Raw genomic sequence first — 21,478 nt, 5'->3', positions numbered from 1 at the left:
CACTGGCAGCCTTTTTTATTGCGCAAACCGCTGCGGCATTTATCCCGAGAACAGCCATTCGGTTCTCCGATCGGGAAATGGATGGCGCCCCTAAATTATGGTTACATATTGAAATAAATACCGCCGGTATTGATTTTTAATACTTGATAAGCATTTACATAAAATGTTCTGAAATTCAGAGCATTCCATTATTTTCTTTCTAGAATCCTGCTCACCACAACATTACCAATCCGCAATTCATTCGCGGATTTTTTATTTTCATCAAAGGTCAAGAATGAACAAAAAAGCAGGGGCAGGCATTGCAGCGGCCATCGCCGTGATCGTGGCGGGAACACTGGGCACCAGCTATTACATGGGCGGCAAGTTGCAGCAGAGCTTTACCGAAGGCCTGGACAAGTGGAACGAGCATGGCGTGAGGATTCAGGTCACCAGCTATGACCGTGGTGCTTTTTCTTCCACCGCCAAAACAGTCTGGACGCTGGACAGCGGCGACGAGCCCGTCCAGTTCACCGCCGAGCACAAGATCAGCCACGGACCGCTCCCCCTGGGCCATGCCGCCGAGATTCACACCAGCTTCAATCTGCCCGAAGACGCGGACCCGGCGCTGAAGACCGCGCTCAACGGCCGCTCGCCGCTGGAAGTCGACACCAAGGTCGGCTGGGGCCGCAGCAGCTCCAACGTCATGACATCGCCGGCCGTGAGCAGCAAGATCAAGGACAGCGAAATGAACTGGGGCGGCATGAAGATCGTCTGGGACATGCCCGCCGACATGAAGGCCGCCAAGGGCACGGGCAGCTTCGCCGGCCTGCAGTTCAAGGACGAGGAAGGCAGCGTGACGCTGGACAAGGCCGATATGCGCTTCGACATGAAGCAGCCCACGGGCCAGCAGTTCTGGACCGGCCCGTTTGCCATGACGATTGCCAAGATTGCCGCCACCAAGCAGGAAGAGGAAGGCAAGAACTCTGCCAGCCACTTCGAAGGCATCTCCATGGATTCGGACACCATCCTCAAGGGCGAGGTGGTGGAAATGACGCTCAAGACCGGCATCAAGACCGCCAAGCTCGAAGACAAACAGGCTGATGATCTGGTGCTCGACATGGCGTTCAACAATGTCGATGCCAACTGGATCAACCAGGTCGTGGAAATGAGCAAGCGCAAGAACCCGCTGCTCGGTGCCACAGGCGAAGCCGGGGACGATGAAGACGCCGAAGAACAGCAAAGCGGCGATCTGCGCGAGAAAATGCTCAAGTCGCTGACACAGGCGCTGGCACGCCAGCCCGTGATCGAACTCAAACGTCTGTCCATGCGCACCCCCGACGGCGTAAGCGAGTTCGCGGCTGCCATTCAATATCTGGGCGATGGCGAGAAGATGGGCACTCTGCTGCAGGACCTGAAGGTCAGCCTCAAGGCCGATATGCCCAAGGCCTTCATGGAAAACATGATGCTCTCGCGCAGGCGCTCCAGCCTGCTGGCCGTGTTTGAAGGCGAGAGCGAGTACAAGCCCGAAGATATCGAGGAAGCCGCCAAAGCCCAGACTCAGGCCAGCCTGGACATGCTCAAGGAGCAAGGCATCTTCGAAGACAAGGACGGCAAGATGCGCACCGAGATCGTCTATGCCAAGGGGGAATTCCAGGTCAACGGCAAACCGCTGGATGCCATGGGCACGAGCACACTCATGGGCACCATGACCGAATGATGTGACCGGCGTGCTGCTTCGCGGATAGCTCCAGGGCCTGCCTCGCGCAGGCCTTTTTCATGGAAAAAATCGCCCCGGGCGTGGATATACAGGCGAGCAAGCGCTCTCTGCATGCCCCGCCCAAAATTCTGAGTGTTTTTAGCCTCTAAGCCTTACCTACTCTACGAAAGAAGCTATCAGAATTTATATTCTCTCGCCGACCATGGCCTGCAGCCACAGGCTTTATTTGCTTACAACACTCTGTCAACAACGGCTCAACACTGGCGTTAAAACAGCATCCGCCAAAGCACCGTGATTTGCACGGCGCGGCGCAAGGAGCGTCAGATGTCGCATTTCTCCCGGACCCGGTCTGAGCAGCCGGAACTGCAGCCAAACACGGTCGCCCGTCTCTGGCACCCGGGCGTGATAGCCCTGGCCGCAGCCATGGCGCTGAGCGCCTGCAACGACAAGGATTCGCCGATCAAGGCGGACAGTGCACCGCCGGCCTCGGCACCGGTCGCCACGCTCGATGCCGCCCGGCCTCAACCCCCAGCCTATGTGCCACCCGATGCGGACACGCTCTACCGGATGGTGGCGCCGATTGCGCTGTACCCGGACAAGCTGGTGGCCCAGATCCTGGCCGGTGCCACCTATCCAGACCAGATCAGCGCCGCCGAAACCTGGCTGGGGCAGAACCCCGGCCTGCAGAAGACGGCGCTGAGCAATGCCGTCAACGCCCAGAGCTGGGACCCGTCCGTCAAATCATTGACCCAGTTTCCCAATGTGCTGGAACAGATGGCCTCCAATCTGCCCTGGACCACGGCGCTGGGCAAGGCCTATTACAACGATCCCTCGGATGTGATGAATGCCATACAGGTGATGCGCAACCGGGCCTACAAGGCCGGCACGCTCAAGACCTCCAGTCAGCTCAAGGTCAACCTGGCCTCCACGCCAGCCGCCGTGGCCTATACGCCTGGAGCCGTGGTCACACCGCTGCCGGACCCGGTCATAGAGCCCCCGGAGCAGTTCATTGAAATCAGCCCTTCCCAGCTGGATACGGTCTACGTTCCCCAGTACAACCCCGCTGCGGTCTACGGTCAGCCGCTGCCCGTATATGGCGGCTACCGTTATGTGGAGGTGCCGCCTCCGACTCCCGTGGCCGGCGTGCCCGTGATGGCCGGCCTGCTGGGCTTTGGCACCGCCATCGTGCTGGCCGGGTCCATGGACAGGCATCCGTCCTGGGGCTGGAATGCCTGGAATATGCACTGGGGCGATCCCGAAAGGCCCTGGCGCCACGGCGAGCGCCCCCCGCCCCCGCAGGCCCGTCCGGCCGTGGTCTACAACAACACCACCTATATATCGCAGTCGCGAACCGTGGTGCAGAACATCCATCGCACGGACAACACCTACATCAACAACATCCATGCAAATGCCGCAGGCGAGCGCCAGGTACAAACCGGACAGCCTCAGACTGCAGGCGTCTTCGCTGCACAGCATGGACTGCAGCCGGGCGCGATTGCTGGCGGCGCAACAGCAGCGGCCGTCGGTGCCGCGGCCCTCGCTGCCGGCGGCCATGCCCTGAGCCAGCGCCAGCCAGCACAGAGTCCTCTGGCTACACAGCTACAGGGCAGGCCGGGCTTTGCCCAGGGACCCAACCAGGTTCCAGGCGGGCCACGCGCGTCCAATGGCAATACCTTGATGCCGCCGCAAAACCCGCATGATCGCCATCCACCGCAGGCGCCGCAGATGCAGGCTGCCACGGCGGAGAAAGCCATGCAGCAACGCCCACAGGAGCCAACCCAGCGCCAGCAAGCAATGCAGCAGCAGACTCCTGTGCAGGTGCAACAGCAGCACACCCAGGAGCAGGCCCAGCGTCAGCAGCCCATGCAGCAAGTCCGCGAGCAGCAGGAGCTCCAGCGACAAGCCCAGATGCAGCAGCAACAGCAGCGCGCCCAGGAGCAGACTCAGCGCCAGCAACAAATGCAGCAACAAGCCCTTGAACAGCAAGAGCGTCGGCAACAGGCACAGATGCAGCAGATGCAACAGCAGCGCGTCCAGGAACAGGCTCAGCGCCAGCAACAAATGCAGCAGCAACAAGCCCGTGAACAACAGCAGCGCCAGCAGCAGGCCCAGATGCAGCAGATGCAACAGCAGCACGCCCAGGAGCAAGCTCAGCGCCAGCAGCAAATGCAGCAGCAACAGGCTCGTGAACAACAGCAGCGCCAGCAGCAGGCCCAGATGCAGCAACAACGGGCACAGGAACAGGCCCAACGCCAGCAGCAGGCTCAGCAGCACCAGGCCGAGCAACAGGCTCGCATGCAAGCTGCGCGCTCAGAGGGCCGCTCGCGCGGGGATCGCGAGCACCGCTGAAACGCCACTCGCCTTCGTACCAAGCCGCCTGCCATGCAGGCGGCTTGTCAGCGCGCAACCTGCATGACGGTATAAACAAGCTCATAAAAGCTCATTCGTTTTGCTCCACTCATTGCCGCAGCCTTCATGTACAACCCCAGCCATTTCAAGATCGATGATCCGGCCTCCCTGCATGCCCTGATCCAGGCTCACCCGCTGGGTTGTCTGGTCACCCAGTCCGACGCGGGACTGGACGCCAATCACCTGCCTTTCGAGCTATTGCAGGACGAGGACGGCGTTTTGCGCCTGATCGCCCACGTGGCGCGCGCCAACCCCGTGTGGCAGCAGATCCGGGACGACAGCTCCGTGCTGGTGATCTTCCGTGCCGAGCAGGCCTATATCTCCCCCAACTGGTATCCCAGCAAGCACGAGAACCACGAGCAGGTGCCGACCTGGAACTACCGTGTGGTCCACGCGCACGGCCGCATCGGTGTGCGCGACGATGAAAAGTTCGTGCGCGGCGTGGTGGGCCGGCTCACCCGCCGCCACGAGGCCAGCAACAATGCCGAGGCCCCATGGAAGATGAGCGACGCTCCGCCCGACTACCTGCAACGCATGCTCGGCGCCATCGTGGGCCTGGAAATTACCGTCGACCGCCTTGAAGCCAAGTTCAAGCTGAGCCAGAACAAGCAGCAGCGCGACCGGCTCGGTGCAGTGCAGGCTCTGGAGCAGCTGGGGCAGCTGGATCTGGCCCAGAGCATGCGCCAGCCCTGATCGCGCGGCCGGCCTTCAAGGCATAGCCAGCGTAAAGCTCACATGCCTGTATCGCCTTTAGCTCCGCTATCGATAGCAATACAGCACAATGCCTGCACAATCCGAAAAGCACCATGCCGACCGAACAACTTACCAGCCCCTCTTTCCCTCCCGCACGCCGTCGCCTGCTGCAATGGATGGCGCAAACAGCGCTGTTTGCCGCAGCACCGACCTGGGCGGCACGCAGCGCCAACTCGGACAGCGCGCTCTGGCCGCAGGACAGCAGGGTTCCCGGCGGCGTCGCACGCCTGTCGCTGGGCCCTGCCTCCGCACGCCCCCTGGTCACGGCAGCGGAGGCCGAGGTTCTGGTGGTGGGCGACATGATCGAATGGACCGCACTCGTGGGCATACCGCTGGCCACCACACCGGGTGAGCAAAGCATTGGCGTGAAGGCCGACGGCCGTCTGCGCACCATGAGCTATACGGTGCGCGACAAACAGTATGTGGAGCAACGCCTCAAGGTCTCGCCCAAGACGGTGGATCTGTCTGCCGAAGACAATGCCCGCTACGAACGCGAGGCCGCCCACCTGAAGACCGTGATGGCCACCTTCACCGAGCCGCAGCCTGCCGGCAGCCTGCACATGCGCGTGCCGGTGCCGGGCCGTCGCTCCAGCAGCTTCGGCCTGCGCCGTGTCTTCAACGGCCAGTCGCGCAATCCGCACAGCGGCATGGACATTGCCGCCCCCACCGGAACGCCGGTGCGTGCACCGCTGCCCGGCAAGGTGATCGATGTGGGCGACTATTTCTTCAACGGCGGCACGGTCTGGCTGGACCATGGCGGCGGCCTGCTCACCATGTACTGCCACCTGAGCCAGGTGGACTGCAAGCCGGGCGACCAGTTGCAGACGGGCGATGCCTTTTGCAAGGTCGGAGCCACAGGCCGCGTGACCGGTCCCCACCTGCACTGGAGCGTGATGCTGAACCGCGCCATGGTGGACCCGGCGCTGTTCATCTGAACGGATCTCTCAGACTAAAAAGCGGCTCCGCGAGCCGCTTTTTAGTTCTTGCTACCAGATCAGAATCACAAGCTCCCGACCTACCAAGCGCTGCAGACCGGTTTGCTCGAAACTATGGCGCATCCTGATCCTGCTTCAGATAGTTCTCCACCAGTTCGAAAAAACTGTCGTAGAAGCTGCGTTTGGAAATGGTCTCGCTGCCCACCTTGACCAGCGAATCGTTGCTGGAAGAAAACGGCAGAGACAGCGAACCCAGAGCGCTCACGCCCACGCTGGCCGAGGTTGCGCTTTTCTTGAGCGAATAGCGATCCTGCAACGCTGTCGCAAAACCCAGACTGACCAGGCCGTCGCTGGTCTGCGGCACGCAGACCACACGGAAATTGATTTCCAGATTGGTCTCCGTATTGGGCTGGAAGTTCTTGCGCCCTTCTATCAGCTCCTGCGTCCTGGCCGTGGCGATATAACCCTGGCTCAACAAGGCGCGACGCGCGGCCTCGCAAGTCTGTGCCGGTGTCGCATCAAAGCCGCGGGAAAACGTGGAACTGGAGTCGAAAGTCTCCTGTACCGGCATATGCTGAGGTGCGGTTGCCGAGCATGCCCCCAGCAAACCTGCCAATATGCCCACAGAACCCAGCCGCCCCCAATTCAGCCCAAACAAAGCAACACCACCTAAGCGCACAGAAACTCCTTGATGCCTGGGCCGTAGTTTCTTCATAGCCCGAACCTTTGAAGCGTAGCAGCTTGGCAAAGACTAATTTGACGAAGCGCTGTCTAGACGTACGGATTTTTTCGATCTTTACAGGGGCTTCACGCCCGAGCGGCACATCTGATTTCTCCGCCCGTCAGCGTGCAGCATTTGCTGACACTCTGAGGTTGTCGAAGCGCAAAACAACAGCAACGTTGGGTTAAGGTCAGATAAAACCCGCAGGGAACTGATATGGTCAACAGAGACTCTGTTTCTGCTGACACGGTTTGCCGTATTCCTCTATTCGACCTTAAGGAAACCCTATGAAATTTCGCTGGACCTGGTGCCTTCCCCTTGTTGCTTCCATGACGCTTGCCGCCTGCGGTACGACAGGCGGCGGCGGTGCAAGCAAGCCCGGCCCTACAGGCCCCGCAGGCGATGCCGCGTCGCTGACTGCCTACCACTGGAAATTGCAAGAGGCCTTCACGCCGGCGGGCAATGAGGACCAGAGCTGGTTCCTGGGCTCCAGCCAGGCACCTATCGAGCTGGACTTCGTGGACCAGCGCGTCGTCGTCAAGAATCTGTGCAACGTCATCTCGTCGGCTTACACCGTTGAAGGCCTGCGCATCAATCTGCAGCGCGGCATGAGCACCCTGCGTGCCTGCAATGACAACCAGCTGATGATGCTGGAGCAGAAGGTTGCGCGCATTCTGCCTACGGCCAAGCAGTGGAACGTGCAGCTCGGCGGCGCCACTACTGAACAGCCTCGCCTGACGCTGCAGTTCATTGATGGCACGCGCTGGCAGCTCAACGGCAAGCCCACCGCCCAGACCCAATACGGCAGCGCGCCCGAGCGCATATTTCTCGAGGTCGGTCCCGAGCGCAAGGCCTGCAGTGCAGGTGCAGGCCGCCATCAGTGTCTGCAGGTGCGCGAGATCCGCTACGGCGACAACGGCGTCAAGACCTATACCGGCCAGTGGGAGAACTTCTACAGCGAGATTGAAGGCTACAAGCACGAAGCCGGTGTGAGCAACGTGCTGCGCATCAACCGCTTCAAGCGCCAGAATGTTCCCGCCGATGCTTCAAGCTATGTCTATGTGCTGGACATGGTGGTGTCCTCGGCCATCGCCGACAAGCGCAAGTAAGCCACGTTCAGGCATTGAAAAAGCCGGCCCAGGTGCCGGCTTTTCTATTTCCATGCGTACATTCAACGCCGATGTTTCACGCACCACACTCCATCGATCGAAGCCGGTGTCAGAGGACGATTTTCTTTTGGCAATAACTACTTAGGGAATTTTTTCTGAACGTAGCAGTTCGGGAAACAGGATTGCAGGTTATGCCCAGCGTCTGTGGAGCTGCCTGTGGACAAGCCTCGGAAAAACAGGACGAGGCCGCACAGGCATTGACTTCGGGCACTGCGATCAAAAAATACGCAGGGATGGTTGGGCCTGCGATGTTTCACGGAGAAAAAAGCCGACACCTTTCGGATGTCGGCAAGAGAGGAAAGTCACTGACCTCACACACACAAATCATTGAACTGGCTTCTGCCCCGGCTCCATGCCCCGGACAAGAGCCGACAGATTCAACGCAGACGGAAACGGCCTTCCACAAACATGGAGGAACGATGGCCGCTTTCGCACTGGTTGTCAGCGTAGGACCAGAAAGCCTGCACCGTGCCCTTGGCCGAGTCTATGACCTGGCTGACCGTGAAGCCGGTTTTCTCGATCCAGTTCAAAAAATGCAGGTGGTCGCTCAGTTGCAGATAGCTGAGGTTCTCGCAGCCCTCGGAAATATGCCCTTGCGAGTCCACCACGCGCCAGCGCATCTGACCGCTGGCGGTGTAGCGGACTTGGGCCTGGCTGTCCGGGAATTCAATGACTGCTTCGCGGCCCAGAAGAGTTCCTGCGTATTGCATCGAAAGCATGGACATGATGTGACTCCTTGAGAGAAAGCTTCGCTATTCATAACGCCAAACCATTTGTGTGAAGCTATGATGAATCGCCGCCGTTTCCTTGCGTGTGGGAAAGTGACTCATGCCTTCGTCGGTAAACATTTTTTGACAAACAAGGCTTCTCTCCTGCATGGCATGAAGGTCAATCCGCAGCCTGCTTGCCGGATATGAACCGCAGCAGAAGTGAATGCTCATAACGGCCACAGGCACTGCAGAGAACAAGGCGATCGCGCATACTCGGCCCTCTGACATTTCAGGTCGCCAAGGCAGGAAGTCGGCCCAGGCCCACTCCCGCCTCCCCAGCCGCACTCACGGATCTCACCTTGTCCACCCCCGTCACCTCTACAGCGCCTCAGGCCCCCTCCATCCCGCCATTGCGCGATCCCGCTTTTGTCAATTTCGTGCTGGCACGCATGCTTGCCATGTTTGCCCAGCAGATGCAGGCCGTGGTGGTGGCCTGGCAGGTATACGACATCACGCGCGAGCCTCTGTCTCTGGCCTATGTCGGGCTGGCGCAGTTCCTGCCCATGGCGGGTCTGCTGATTCCCGCTGGCGATCTCAGCGACCGCATGAGCCGCAAGCGCCTGCTTGGCATCAGCTGGCTGGTGGCCGCGGTCTGCTCGGGCCTGCTCTGGCTGCTGGCCGAGAGCGGTGCTCACAATGTGCACTGGATTTATGCAGTGCTGGTGCTGTTTGGCTGCAGTCGCGCCTTCAGCGGTCCGGCGCTGCAAAGCCTGTTGCCGCAGATCGTTGCCCGCGAGCAGCTGGCCCAGGCACTGGCCACCAACAGCATGCTGATGCGTATCTCGGCGATTGCCGCTCCCGTGCTGGGCGGCCTGCTGTACGCGCTCGGCGGCGGCGTGCTGACCTATGCAGTCTGCGGCGTCGCTCTGCTTCTGGGCGCAGGCCTGCTGAGCCAGGTCCCCGTGCACTTTGCCAGCCCCAGGATCGTCACTGACGTTCAAACCACCATGTGGCAGCGCTTTGCCGAAGGCCTGCATTTCATGCGCACCCGCCCCATCATCCTTGGCACCATCTCGCTCGATCTGTTTGCTGTGCTGCTGGGCGGCGTTGTGGCCCTGCTGCCCGTCTATGCGCACGAGGTGCTTCAGGTAGGTCCGCAAGGCCTGGGCCTGCTGCGCTCCTCCATGGCTGCGGGAGAGGTCTGCATGGGCCTGTGGCTGGCATCGCGCCCCATCAACCGCCGCGTGGGCAAGGTGATGTTTGCCGCCGTAGCAGTGTTCGGACTGGCCAATCTGGTGTTTGCGCTCTCGCACTGGTTTGTACTGTCCATGCTGGCACTGGCCGTGGCCGGCGCGGCCGATATGGTTAGCGTCTATATTCGCGGCGCATTGGTGCAGTTTTCCACGCCCGACCATATGCGCGGCCGCGTGAATGCGGTGAACATGTTGTTCATCGGCTCCTCCAACGAGCTGGGCGAGTTCCGCGCAGGCAGCAGCGCGTCCTGGTTTGGCGCAGTTCCCGCCGCCATTCTGGGCAGCCTGTGCACGCTGGGCGTGGTGGGTGGCTGGATGACACTGTTCAAGCCGCTGCGCGATGTGGACAGGCTCGAAGATGCGGCGCGCGTAAGCGGCCTCGAGCCCCCGCAAGCACTTGAAAATCAATAGCTGCCAACCATCGGGCAATTGGCGCTGCAACCCGTTTCGACACAAAAAAGCCTCGCAGACCCTGCGAGGCTTTTTGCCGATCGCGGCGGCTGATTTACAGCAGCTCGGCACGCAGTTGTGCGGCGCTCTTGGGCGACAGCAGGCCAGGGGCCACGTCAAATACGGTCTTGCAGCCATGTTGGCCAGCCTGGGCCAGGCGATGCACGGCGCGGGCATAGGCCACAAGTACACTGGAGGTGAACTCGGGGTTGCTGTCCAGTTGCAGGCGGTATTCGATGACCTGCTTGTTTTCGGCACTGGTGTTGCCGCTGCGGATCACAAAGCCGCCATGGGGCATGGAAGAGTGATCGCGAGCCAGCTCTTCGGCACTGATGAAGTGGACCGTGGTGTCGTACTGGTCGAAGTAGTGAGGCATTTCCACAATGGTCTTGCGCACGGCTTCGGCGTCGGCGCCATCCTTGAGCACCACATGGCATTCACGCTGGTGCTTCTCGCGGGTGGACAGCTCGGGGCGCACGCCGGAACGCACCTTGTTGACGGCCTCTTCCACAGGAATGGTGTACTGCACGCCGCCGGCCACGCCTTCCACGCGGCGGATGGCGTCGGAATGGCCCTGGCTCAGGCCCTTGCCCCAGAAGGTGTAGGTAGCGCCGTCAGGCAGCAGGGCTTCACCCAGCACGCGGTTGATGGAGAACATGCCGGGGTCCCAGCCGGCCGAGATCAGGGCCGTGCACTGCCCCCCCTGAGCGGCCTTGTCCACATTGGCAAAGTGTTCGGGGATGCGGGCATGGGTGTCAAAGCTGTCGACCAGATTGAAATGGGCCGCCAGCTCGGGCGCCTGCCTGGGCAAATCGTCCTTGGAGCCGCCGCAGAGAATCAGCACATCGACCTGACCTTTGTGCGACAGCAAAACATCCATGGAATGCACAGGCGTACCTGCATTCAGGGGCTGAAGCTGGGAAGGGTCGCGACGGGTGTAAATCCCCTTGAGCTGCATATCGGGGTTCTTGGCGACAGCAGCTTCCACGCCGCGGCCCAGATTGCCGTAACCGACGATAGCAACGCGGATAGGGGATGGGGTCGATGCCATGACGAGCTATTCCTTCAAACAAAATAAAGCTTCAATTATTGCCCTGTGATGCACCAACTTGGGGCTGGAACTGCTGCAATCTCAGTCCGATGTGTGTGAACGCCCACGCCATGAATGCCGCAAGCCATCGCCGATCAGCAGGCCCACGGCGGCGAAGATCAGCGCATAGCTCAGTTGCTGCTGCGGCTCCATGCTCTCGCCCAGCAGCCAGGCCACCACGACCAGCAGGGCCGGCTCCACGTAGGACAGCAGACCGAACAGACCCAGCGGCAGCCAGCGACTGGCAATCATGTACAGCGCCAGCGCCACGGCGCTGACGATGCCCAGCAAGGGCAGCAGGCCCGATAACGTCGGATGACCCGCGACCAGCGGCCAACTGTCGGGCGTGCGCAGCGTGAAGGCAATGGCCACCGGAACCAGCAGCGCCATGTCTATCCAGTGACCGGCCAGGGTATCGGTCTGCAGCCAGCGGCGCAGCGAGAAATACACCGTGTAGCCCAGCGCCACCCCCCAGGTCTCCCAGGACATGCCGCCGGCCTGCCAGAACTCATGCGCCACGCCCGCAGCCGCCAGGAGCGTAGCCAGGCTCTGGCCCAGCGTCAGACGCTCGGCAAACAGCACACGCCCGGCCACGACCATCACCAGCGGCAGCAGAAAATAGCCCAGCGACACTGGCAACGCACGCCCGTTCATGGGTGCCCACATGAAAATCCATAGCTGCACGCCCAGCAGCGCCGAACTCAGCACCAGCAGCATTCCAAACCGGGGCTGGGCCAGAGCTCTCGCCAGCAAGTCGCGTACCGCCGCCACCTCCTTGAGAGCGAACAGCAGGGCAGTGGTAAAGGGCAACGTCACCAGCACGCGCCAGCCAAAGATCTGCTCGCCATCGAGCGGGGCAAGAAAAGGCGAGAGGTAATACAGCGAGGCGAACAGCACGGACGCCAGGACCGAAACCACCACGCCCTTGAACATCACAGACACAAGATCAAGCCTCCAAATGGCGGCCAGCATTGATCCGTCAAGCGCTGGCAGCTACTTCAAAAAAAATGAGCCGACGTCGAGCGGCCCGCACCGATTCTCGGCCACGAAGCGGCCTGTCGGCAGGCAGACCCTGGTCAGCAAAGCTTTGCACTGTGCGCTAGAGTGCGGCTCGCCCTCTTCTGTCTGCCTTCCACATGCCCGATACCGCCCTGCCCGACGGCTCTGCCAATCCGCCTTTGCACATACTCTGGCAGGACGAGCATATGGTCGTGGTCTACAAACCCGCCGGCTGGCTGGTGCATCGCACGGGCCTGGATGCTCACGAGACCCGCTTTGTCATGCAGACGCTGCGCGACCAGTTGGGCCACCATGTCTGGCCCGTGCACCGGCTGGACAAGGGAACTTGCGGCGTGCTGCTCATGGCACTGCACAAGCAAGCGGCCCAGGCTCTGGCTGCCAGCTTTGCAGCCCATGAAACCCGCAAGGAATATCGGGCCCTGGTGCGCGGCTGGCTGCCCGAAACGTTGGAAGTCGATCATCCCCTCAAGCCCGACGATGCACCCGAGGATGCCCCGGTGCAGGACGCGTACACGCACTTGCGCTGTCTGGCGCGCCTGTCCTGGCCCGAAAGCTATGACGGCCGACACCCCGAAACCCGCATCAGCCTGGTCGAAGCCCTGCCGACCACGGGCCGCAGACACCAGATACGCCGCCATCTCAAGCATGTGGCCCACCCCATCATCGGCGACGCCACCCATGGCAAGGGGCCGCTGAATCGCTGGTGGGCCGAACGCCTGGGTCAACAGCGGCTATGGCTGCATGCCAGGGCACTGGAGATTGCCCACCCCGTGAGCGGGCAGCTCATGCACTTCGAGGCCGACTGGTCCAGCCTGACTCAGCTGCAGGAAGCGAGGGACTGGCAAAAGCTGCTGGCACTGCCGGGCTGGCAATCCATAGCATAAGAAACAGCTGTCAGCGCTTGTATCTCAAGCGTTGGCAGCTATGATTTTCTGCAACTACGCAGACTTGGGCGTTGCGCGAATCCACTTGCCCTCTTCGTCGAACTGCAGGCCTGGCGCGGCCGCAAACTCGTATTGTGCTTCGGGTTCGGCCTTGAGCTCACCCTGCAGCAACTCCACCAGACGCTCGTTGCCCATCTTGAAGCCACAGGCCTGGGCATGGCCGCCGCCGCCAAAGCTTTCCGCCAGAGGAATGCAGTTGAACTCCGAGCGCGAGCGCAGGCCCACCTTGGTGCCCTTGTGATTGGCATGCCACATCAGGGCAAAGCTGCCGCTCTGGCGCGCCAGCAAATCACCCACCTGGCTGTGGAACATGCCCGGGCAGTTGACCATCAGGCCCTGCCTGCCGTTGAAGACCAGCACCTGGGCGCCGTCGGCAATATCGGCACAAAGCTTCTGGAATTTCTCGTCCATGGCGCCGCCACGGGCCATGTAGACGGTTTCCTGCTCGGGCGTGAAGGCCGCAATCTCGGCCCAGCGCTCAAAGCTGCGCACGGGCTCCATGTCCAGAGCCGCGAGAAACGCCGCACTTTCGGGGAATTCCCATTTCCAGATATCGCGGTCCTCGATGTAGCGAATCAGACCAGGCACTGGCTTGTCGGCCTGGAAAAACTCCCAGGCCAGACGCGCGCCGGACTTGCTCATATCGAAATGCACCACGCCGCATTGGCATTGGTAGCCGCTGAGTTTCTCGGCCGCACTCTTGTGATGATCCAGCACCACGAGCTTGGCCACGCGCGACTCGATCTCGGCCATCAACGTGGGCTCGAAGGCAAAGTCCAGCACATAGACGGCGCGACCGGCCAGATCGCCCAGGTCGTCGGCCGTCTGAATCTCGCCGTGATCCAGACCGCGAAACTCGGCCTGGCCTTCATAGAACAGCCAGGCCGCCAGCGCCGCGCCAAAGCCGTCGGGGCAGCGACGGCCATGGTAGAGGATGAGGGGCTTGGGATCGTTGCGATCGGGGCGTACCAGCAACTGCTGGAACAGGGAAATTTTGGCGTTCTGTGCGGTCATAACCGGGCATTTTCGCCGTTTGCGCCGGAACGAGGCGACGCACGGGCATTGCGGGTTCACGGCTGACTGCTTCGTCGGGTGCTTCGCCCTGCCAGACACGACCGGCAGGGCTCATCCGGCTACCCACAAGAGGCTTCACGCCTGGTAAGTCACCGCTTGCTTTTTCCTCGGTTAGCACAAGCGCTGAAATCCCTGATTTCGGTATCTACCTAAGCCCCCACTCTTCGCATACGCCTATGATGGGGGTCTTGCTATTGAAATGCTGCGGTCACCGGCAGGCCCGCAACGCTTGCCTGCCACGACAGTTACAGCGCTGGGTGCTCCGCGGCCCCTGTATGCGATCTACACCCGATATCACTCCTCACCTCGGTACGCTGCTCAGTTTTCGCCGCGACCTGCACGCCAATCCTGAGCTCAAATACGAAGAGCACCGCACCGGCGACAAGGTCGCCGCATACCTCACGGCCCTGGGCCTGACCGTGCATCGTGGCCTGGGCCAGACTGGCATCGTCGCCAGCATCTACGGCAAGGGCCGCAGCAAGGACAACCCCGGCCGCAGCATCGGCATCCGCGCCGACATGGATGCCCTGCCCGTCACGGAAATCAACACCTTCGGGCACATCAGCCAGAACAAGGGCCGCATGCATGCCTGTGGCCACGACGGCCACACCACCATGCTGCTGGGCGCTGCCACCACCCTGGCTCAGCAACCCGACTTTGACGGCACGGTGCACCTGATCTTCCAGCCAGCCGAAGAAGGAGGCGCTGGCGCCAAGGCCATGATGGATGACGGCCTGTTCGAGAAATTCCCCTGCGAAGCCGTGTTTGCGCTGCACAACTGGCCATCGCTGCCGGCCGGCCAGATGGCCGTGCGCGTTGGCCCCATCATGGCCTCCACCCTGCGCTTTCAGATCAGGGTCCACGGCAAGGGTGGCCATGCGGCCATGCCCCACACCACGCTGGACCCGATTCCCGTGGCCTGCGCCATCGTCAGCCAGTTGCAGACCCTGGTCTCGCGCAGCACCGATCCGCTGGACTCGGCCGTGCTCACCGTGGGCAAGATCACCAGTGGCACCGTGGAAAACATCATTCCCGATGACGCCATCATCGCCGGCACCGTGCGCACCCTGAAGAAGGAAACGCGCGAGATGTTTGTCGAAGGCCTCAAACGCATCAGCAGCCACGTGGCAGCCGCCCATCTGTGCACGGCCGAGTTCACGCTGCGCCCCGGCGCCTACCCCAACACCACCAACCACGCCCGCGAAGCCAAGTTCATGGCCGCCGTGATGCGTGAAGTGGTCGGCGACGACAACGCCTTTGACGATGTGCTGCCCGCCATGACCTCCGAAGACTTCGGCTTCATGCTGGAGGCCGTCCCCGGCGCCTATGGCTGGATTGGCAATGCCAAGGGCGACCAGCCCGGCGTGAGCCTGCACAATCCGGCCTACGACTTCAACGATGACAACATCGGTCACGGCTCCAGATTCTGGGATCTGCTGGCACGTCGCTATTTTGAGCAGCCGGCCGCCTGACGACAGCCAAGAACTACGCTATTCATAGCTGATAGCCCTCAACCAGCAACGGTTGTGGGCTTTTTTTATATCTTGGCAGCGGCATCGGGCTCGCCCAACACCTCGACCAGCCAACGCTGCTGCGGCATGGGCATGCCGAGCAGCATGCCCTGAAGCACGATGTCCGGGTTCCACTGCGTCAACTGCAGCGCCTGCTCGGACAGTTCCACACCTTCGGCCACCACGCGCAGTTGCAAGCGCCGCGCCACCAGCAACATCGCCTCCACCAGAGCTGCATCTTTTTCGGAGCGATGGCTGCCGCTGACAAAGCTTCTGTCGATCTTGAGCTCCTGAATCGGCAGGTGCTGCAGGCTGTACATACTGGAATAGCCGGTCCCGAAGTCATCGAGAGAAATCTCTATGCCCAGGCCACGCAGTGCCAGCATGCGCCGACGTGCCTGATCCAGATCCCGCAGCAAGGTGCCTTCGGTGATCTCCAGTGTCAGCTGGCGAGCATTGGCACCGGTTTCCCTCAAGACCTTGTCCAGCGTCGCCATGAAGTCGTCATGTGCAAATTGCTGAGCGCTGACGTTGACCGACAGACGCAGTCCACGCTCTGCCATGACCGGCCTGGCCAGCAGCATGCAGGCCTGACGCAGCACCCAGTCGCCCAGACGCACGATGAGCTCGGACTCCTCGGCCACCGGAATGAACTCTCCCGGGCTTACCAGCCCCCATTCGGGGTGCTGCCAGCGCACCAGCGCCTCGGCACCCACGCAGCGACCGCGCGCATCGGTCTGGCTCTGCAGATACAGACGCAACTCCCCGTCGGAGATGCCGTGGTACAAATCCCGGGCAATGCGCACGCGCCGATATACATCCTGGGCCATGCGCGGCTCGAACAGCACCACGCTGCCCGGACCGCCCAGCTTGGCCTCATGCAAGGCCACGCTGGCAAAGCGCAGCACGTCATGGCTGTTGCCGCCTTTGATGGCCGGCTCCAGCACGGCACCGCCAATGCAGCAGCTGACAAACTCGGTTTCCACCCAGCTGTTGAGAGAAAACGGCTTTTGCAAGGCCTTCTTCAAGGTCTGCGCATACAGCAGCAATTGCTCCTCCACACCTTCGGCATGCTTGTGCAGGCCATCAAAAACAATAGCAAACTCCGCAGCCGCAACACGCGCAATCCAGGCATCGTCAGGCAGCACCTCGACCAGCCTGGCCCCCATGGCCTGCACCAGCTCGTCGCTGTGCTGCATGCCATGCACATCGTTGAAGACGGAAAAGCGATCTACGTCCAGCAGCAGCAAGCCATGGCAGGCATCCTGCCGAACCAGGGCCAGCTCGCGCAGATGCAAGGTCAGCGAATGGCGGTTGGGCAGCCCCGTGAGCGAGTCCAGGTAGACCAGGTCGTGGATACGGCGCTCGGCCAGAACGCGCTCGGAGAGATCGCGCTTGAGCTCCACATAATTGACGACCTCTCCCTGAGGCGTGCGAATCGGCGTCACCAGCACCGACTCCCGCAAGGCCTCACCCTTGCTCGTGCGATTGGTCATCTCGCCACGCCATAGCGTGCCCTTGGCCAGTTGCTTGAGCGCGCGCTGGCGGTGACTGCGGTCCATGCCCATGGTGGACACCAGCTCGGTAGACTGGCCGATCACCTGCTCGCGCGCATAGCCCGAGCGCAGCAGAAAGGCCTCGTTGACATAGATGACCTTCAGCTCGGGATCGGTGATGACGATGCTCTCGGGGTTCTGCTCGACCGCCCGATAGAACTTGCGCAGCTCGTTCTGGCTGGCCTCCAGTGCGGCCAGCATTTCCTGGCTTTTCTGCACGCGCCGCCCCAGGCTGGCTCTTGCCTGCAAGCAAATGATGAGCACCAGCATCATCATGCCCAGCAAATGAACCATCGCCAGCAGATGCTCGGCTGCCGATAGAGCTGCAAATGGCGTGCCGATATGTGGCGCCAGCCACCATAGAGCGGCAACGACGATGGAGGACAGCCCCAGCATCGTCAGGGCGGCACGCGTGCCCTGCACCCAGAGCGCAACAGCCAGCCAGGCAGGAAATGCCATCACGGCCGGCCCATAAAGCCCTCCCATGTGCCAAACCCAGAGCAAGCTCAACAGCCAGTTGCCCCAGACAAAGCAGGACACGGCCCAGACCCACTGCCTGGCCTTGGCCAGGCCCATGCACAACAGCGACAGCAGCATGACGCCGCCGGACAGCGCCAGATCCATGTCGTCCATCGCCGGCATCAGCAACCAGACCAGACTCATTGCAGCGCCCAGGACCCACATCCAGAGACAGCCCAGCCACACCATGCGGCGCATGGGCAACCGGTATCTGGCCTCAACGAAGTGACGCTGCATGCAAGCCCTTTGGCATTCAGACTGAATGATGAATGCTAGGGGCAGTTGCCAATTAGTTCAATCGTCCGGCGAGCCAGGTCTTGAAAGCCCAGACGCGCGGCCTGCCCGGCTTGAGTGCATGCAAGCCCTCGCCGCATCGGGCTTGTCGCCTGCAGCCTAACGCTGCTGCTGCCGCCGCGCGCTTCGGCGTGCCTTGGTCTGCGCATCTTTCCTGGCCTGGCGCTCCGCATCTTTTTGCTGGCCCTCGGCAAGCCAGACCTCGAATTCGGCCGGAGTCTCCAGCGTGATGCGGCCAATGCTCACATCACGGAAGTCGGTCAGCACCAGCTCGGCCGCCTTTTGCAGGTTCACGCGGCCGCCGCTCATCACGGCGCCACGCTTTTTGCCGATCATTGTCAGCAACTCGTCATCGTGCAACGCCGCAATTTCATCGGCCGAAATGCCCAGCTTGTAGCGCGCCTCCAGCATGGTGGCATAGTGCTTTTGCAGATACAAAAGCAGCTCCAGCGCCACCAGGTCTTCGTCGTAGGCATTGCGTCCCACGGCGCCGCTGGCCGCCAGGTTGTAGCCGCTTTTCTCCACGATGATGCGCGGCCACAGCATGCCGGGCGTGTCCCAGAGGTAGAAGTCATCGGCCAGCACGATGCGCTGCTCCAGCTTGGTCACACCGGCCTCATTACCGGTCTTGGCCTGGGTCTTGCCGCTCATGGAGTTGATCAGCGTGGACTTGCCCACATTGGGCACTCCGCAGATCAGCACCCGCATGGGCTTGGCCAGACCGCCACGCGAGGGCGCCAGCAGCTTGCACTGCTCGATCAGACGCTTGGTGGGAGCAGGTTCCGAGGCGTCCAGCGCAATGGCGCGCGTCTCGCTCTGGGCGTTGTACCAGTCCATCCAGGCCTTGGTCTGGACCGGATCGGCCATATCCTGCTTGTTGAGTATCTTCAGGCGCGGCTTGTGGCCCGTCATCTCCTGCAGCAAGGGGTTGGCGCTGGAGCCGGGCAAGCGCGCATCCAGAACCTCGATGACCACATCGATTTCCTTGACGCGCTCCGTGATGGCCTGACGCGTCAGATGCATGTGACCGGGAAACCATTGGATGGCCATAAGCGGAGATCTTTCTTTTTTGCAGGGTGCGAGCACGCAATGGGCGCAAACACCCTTTTATGTCAGTGAATTCAGGCGCGCAAGGATAATCTCCCTCTGCTTTTCTGACCTGCCAGCTCGCTTATGCCCTTGCCCTCCGCCCCCCAAAAGTCCAAAGCCCGCAACGAAATTCTGATCAAGGGCCTGACGATTGCACTGATCGGCATCATCATCTTGCTGGCCCCTGTGTTCAAGCCTGAAAGCGGCATTGCCCAGCTGTTTGCCCAGTCCCATATCGTGGGCTGGTTTGCTCTGGTGCTGGGTCTGGCCTTCATAGCCCAGTTTCTCTGGGTTCGCTTCAAGAAATGAGCGACACAGCCCTGCTGCAGCCGCTGACACAGGCGCGCAGCCAGATTGCGCTGTGGCAGCAGCGCGCAGCAGCAGCGGCGGTGACGCTGCGCCAGCCGCCGCCCGAGCCCACGAGTTGCTGCGGGCGCGGCTGCAACGGCTGCGTCTGGGAAGGCTATTACGGCGCGCTGACTTTCTGGCTGGAGGATGCGGCCCAAGCCATGACCGAGGCCTGACCGAGACCCGAAACCCGCTACCCGGGACTCATGCCATTTCGGCTTCCAGCGCAGCCAGGCGAGGCACATGGACTTCTTTTTCCATGACGTCCATCTCGATATCGGCGATCTCGTTATCCAGCGCTTGATAGTCGATACGGAAGCGCCCCGCCCCTGCCTCCAGCCTTTGCGCCTGATGGAATAGCTCGCGCGCTGCTGCGCTGGATTCGGCCACCAGACCCGCGTTCTGGCTAGTCATATGGTCCAGTGCCTGCACCGCCTCGCTGATCTGGGCGATACCCTGGTTCTGGGCCTGGGCAGCCTCGGTGATCGAGGCGATCAGACCGCTGACCGTGCGCACATCGCGCACGATATGTTCCATGCGCTGGCCGGCCTGCAGCGCCAATGTCTGTCCCGACTTCATCTGTTTGGTGGAGTGCTCCATGAGCTGGCGGATCTGCTTGGCCGCTTCGGCACTGCGCTGGGCCAGCTCACGCACCTCGGCCGCCACCACGGCAAAGCCACGGCCCTGAGTGCCTGCCCGCGCCGCTTCCACGGCGGCATTCAGCGCCAGGATATTGGTCTGGAAGGCAATGCCGTCAATCACCCCCACAATGGCAGCCACCTGCTGGCTGCTTTGCGCCATGTGCTCCATATTGCGAACCACCTCCTGCACCACGCTGCCTCCGCTGGCCGCCGCCTCGGCGGCACTGCGCGCACTCTGGTCGGCATGGCGCGCACTGTCAGCCGAATGGGTGACCAGGGTGACCATGTTTTCTATGCTGCTGACCGTGGCCTTGAGTTGCTCTGCAGCATGGGCTGTGCGATCGGCGAGATCGCTGTTGTCCTGCGCCATCTGGCTGGATGCGGCAGCCACGGCCTCCACACCCCCCTGAACCTCGCCTACCAGGCCGCGCAACTGCCTAGTCATCAGCGCCAGCGACTGCATGAGCCGACCCAGCTCGTCGCCGCGCTCCGCCGCCGGCGGTGCATAGCTGAGATCGCCCGCCGCAATGGTCTGCGCCAGCTGCACCGCCTCGCTCAAGGGCGTGGTGATGGAGCGAATCGTCGTCAACGACAGCAACGCCCCCACCAGGCCCATGAACAGGCCCACACCCATGGCCATGCGCTTGGCGATGGCAGTTTGCTCGCGCCCATGCTGCTCGGCGTCCAGACGCTGCTGCTGCTGAGCCTCGATAAAGGCATCCTGCGCCTGGACATAGCGCCTGGAGGCGGGAATCAGTTGTTCGTCCACCAGCTTCTGCGCCTCCCAGGCCTTGCCCAGATCACGCGCCTGATAGGCCTGCTCGTAGATATCGAGCACTGCCTTGCGTTCCTGCTCCACCCTGGCCAGGCCGCTTCGATCGACTTCGCTCTGAGCATCGGCCTGCACCTGTTGCTGCAGACCACCGGCCTGTTGCATCAGCCCGCGAGCTTTCTGCGAGAGCTGAGCAATCAGATGCTCTTCCGAAGAGAGCACGCTGGCCAGCGCAGCCTCCACGCTCTGCAGCGTCAGCGCCTGCCAGCGCAGCGCAAGATTGATGCGCTTGTCCGTGGCCTGAACAGCGGCGCTGACCCGCTGCTCCACATTCTGCAGATAGCTGAACAGGCCGCCTGCCACCAGCACATTGCACAGCAACAGCCCCAGGAACAAGGCCCACATCTTGCGAGCCACCGAAAGGTTCTGGAATTTCTTCAACAACATGAGCACACCGCCGATCAAGCGCGGAGCGCAGTGCTCCGCTGATCGTTACGATATGAAACACAGATGACAGTGACGTG

18 protein-coding genes are annotated in these 21,478 nt (G+C 61.7%); 10 read left to right on the top strand and 8 right to left on the bottom strand.

Features of this window, described 5'->3' with window-relative positions; translation table 11 throughout:
• The first annotated feature begins 274 nt into the window (after positions 1-274).
• From JAO85_RS16625 to JAO85_RS16610, 4 genes are all read left to right on the top strand, one after another.
• Positions 275-1,696, top strand: a complete 1,422-nt coding sequence (locus JAO85_RS16625) for a YdgA family protein (RefSeq protein WP_202788564.1) — start codon at positions 275-277, stop codon at positions 1,694-1,696.
• 324 nt (positions 1,697-2,020) lie between these two features.
• Positions 2,021-4,045, top strand: coding sequence for a DUF3300 domain-containing protein (locus JAO85_RS16620; RefSeq protein WP_202788563.1), 2,025 nt, complete (start codon positions 2,021-2,023; stop codon positions 4,043-4,045).
• A 126-nt stretch (positions 4,046-4,171) separates the two neighbouring features.
• Positions 4,172-4,798 carry an FMN-binding negative transcriptional regulator gene (locus tag JAO85_RS16615; protein WP_012839192.1) on the top strand — a complete coding sequence of 209 codons (627 nt, stop codon included), beginning with the start codon at positions 4,172-4,174 and terminating at the stop codon, positions 4,796-4,798.
• Between the two features lie 113 nt (positions 4,799-4,911).
• Positions 4,912-5,793, top strand: coding sequence for a M23 family metallopeptidase (locus tag JAO85_RS16610; RefSeq protein ID WP_202788562.1), 882 nt, complete (start codon positions 4,912-4,914; stop codon positions 5,791-5,793).
• A gap of 112 nt (positions 5,794-5,905) precedes the next feature.
• Here JAO85_RS16610 and JAO85_RS16605 read toward each other — a convergent pair whose 3' ends face one another.
• Positions 5,906-6,364 carry a DUF2242 domain-containing protein gene (locus JAO85_RS16605; RefSeq protein WP_003063876.1) on the bottom strand — a complete coding sequence of 153 codons (459 nt, stop codon included), beginning with the start codon at positions 6,362-6,364 and terminating at the stop codon, positions 5,906-5,908.
• 437 nt (positions 6,365-6,801) lie between these two features.
• Between JAO85_RS16605 and JAO85_RS16600 the strand changes: the two genes are divergently transcribed.
• Positions 6,802-7,623: an META and DUF4377 domain-containing protein gene (locus JAO85_RS16600; protein ID WP_202788561.1), complete on the top strand. Its 822-nt coding sequence runs from the start codon at positions 6,802-6,804 to the stop codon at positions 7,621-7,623.
• A 437-nt stretch (positions 7,624-8,060) separates the two neighbouring features.
• On the opposite strand, the gene JAO85_RS16595 is transcribed toward JAO85_RS16600, so the two are convergent.
• Positions 8,061-8,408, bottom strand: a complete 348-nt coding sequence (locus JAO85_RS16595; protein WP_003053278.1) for a hypothetical protein — start codon at positions 8,406-8,408, stop codon at positions 8,061-8,063.
• A 344-nt stretch (positions 8,409-8,752) separates the two neighbouring features.
• Here JAO85_RS16595 and JAO85_RS16590 point away from each other — a divergent pair, with 344 nt between their 5' ends.
• Complete coding sequence (locus tag JAO85_RS16590) at positions 8,753-10,057, top strand: MFS transporter (RefSeq protein ID WP_039048776.1); 1,305 nt, start codon at positions 8,753-8,755, stop codon at positions 10,055-10,057.
• Positions 10,058-10,151: 94 nt separating this feature from the next.
• Here JAO85_RS16590 and JAO85_RS16585 read toward each other — a convergent pair whose 3' ends face one another.
• Both JAO85_RS16585 and rarD read right to left on the bottom strand, forming a co-directional pair.
• Complete coding sequence (locus JAO85_RS16585) at positions 10,152-11,147, bottom strand: diaminopimelate dehydrogenase (protein WP_046461987.1); 996 nt, start codon at positions 11,145-11,147, stop codon at positions 10,152-10,154.
• Between the two features lie 81 nt (positions 11,148-11,228).
• Positions 11,229-12,119 carry an EamA family transporter RarD gene (gene rarD, locus JAO85_RS16580; protein ID WP_202788596.1) on the bottom strand — a complete coding sequence of 297 codons (891 nt, stop codon included), beginning with the start codon at positions 12,117-12,119 and terminating at the stop codon, positions 11,229-11,231.
• Between the two features lie 203 nt (positions 12,120-12,322).
• Here rarD and JAO85_RS16575 point away from each other — a divergent pair, with 203 nt between their 5' ends.
• A complete protein-coding gene (locus JAO85_RS16575; protein WP_202788560.1) occupies positions 12,323-13,090 on the top strand; it encodes a pseudouridine synthase in 768 nt (255 codons plus the stop codon).
• Positions 13,091-13,144: 54 nt separating this feature from the next.
• On the opposite strand, the gene JAO85_RS16570 is transcribed toward JAO85_RS16575, so the two are convergent.
• Positions 13,145-14,164, bottom strand: a complete 1,020-nt coding sequence (locus tag JAO85_RS16570) for a DHH family phosphoesterase (RefSeq protein ID WP_003063891.1) — start codon at positions 14,162-14,164, stop codon at positions 13,145-13,147.
• 335 nt (positions 14,165-14,499) lie between these two features.
• On the opposite strand from JAO85_RS16570, the gene JAO85_RS16565 reads away from it, so the two are divergent.
• Complete coding sequence (locus JAO85_RS16565) at positions 14,500-15,696, top strand: M20 aminoacylase family protein (protein ID WP_202788559.1); 1,197 nt, start codon at positions 14,500-14,502, stop codon at positions 15,694-15,696.
• Positions 15,697-15,761: 65 nt separating this feature from the next.
• On the opposite strand, the gene JAO85_RS16560 is transcribed toward JAO85_RS16565, so the two are convergent.
• Together JAO85_RS16560 and ylqF are read right to left on the bottom strand one after the other, a co-directional pair.
• Positions 15,762-18,047, bottom strand: a complete 2,286-nt coding sequence (locus JAO85_RS16560; RefSeq protein ID WP_202788558.1) for a bifunctional diguanylate cyclase/phosphodiesterase — start codon at positions 18,045-18,047, stop codon at positions 15,762-15,764.
• Positions 18,048-18,203: 156 nt separating this feature from the next.
• A complete protein-coding gene (gene ylqF, locus JAO85_RS16555) occupies positions 18,204-19,154 on the bottom strand; it encodes a ribosome biogenesis GTPase YlqF (RefSeq protein WP_012839202.1) in 951 nt (316 codons plus the stop codon).
• 123 nt (positions 19,155-19,277) lie between these two features.
• Between ylqF and JAO85_RS16550 the strand changes: the two genes are divergently transcribed.
• Positions 19,278-19,502: a hypothetical protein gene (locus tag JAO85_RS16550; RefSeq protein WP_003063898.1), complete on the top strand. Its 225-nt coding sequence runs from the start codon at positions 19,278-19,280 to the stop codon at positions 19,500-19,502.
• Entirely contained in the window at positions 19,499-19,717 is a 219-nt protein-coding gene (locus JAO85_RS16545; protein ID WP_080746229.1) for an oxidoreductase-like domain-containing protein, read from the top strand. The genes JAO85_RS16550 and JAO85_RS16545 overlap by 4 nt, the downstream gene beginning before the upstream one ends.
• A 28-nt stretch (positions 19,718-19,745) precedes the next feature.
• Here the strand turns inward: JAO85_RS16545 and JAO85_RS16540 are convergent, their stop codons facing one another.
• Positions 19,746-21,401, bottom strand: a complete 1,656-nt coding sequence (locus JAO85_RS16540) for a methyl-accepting chemotaxis protein (RefSeq protein WP_237734886.1) — start codon at positions 21,399-21,401, stop codon at positions 19,746-19,748.
• Positions 21,402-21,478 lie beyond the last annotated feature (77 nt).

The organism is Comamonas sp. NyZ500 (genome assembly GCF_016772095.1).
Classification (GTDB): domain Bacteria; phylum Pseudomonadota; class Gammaproteobacteria; order Burkholderiales; family Burkholderiaceae_C; genus Comamonas; species Comamonas thiooxydans.
Note: the sequence above shows the minus strand (reverse complement) of the source record. Positions and strands in the feature narration are given on the sequence as shown.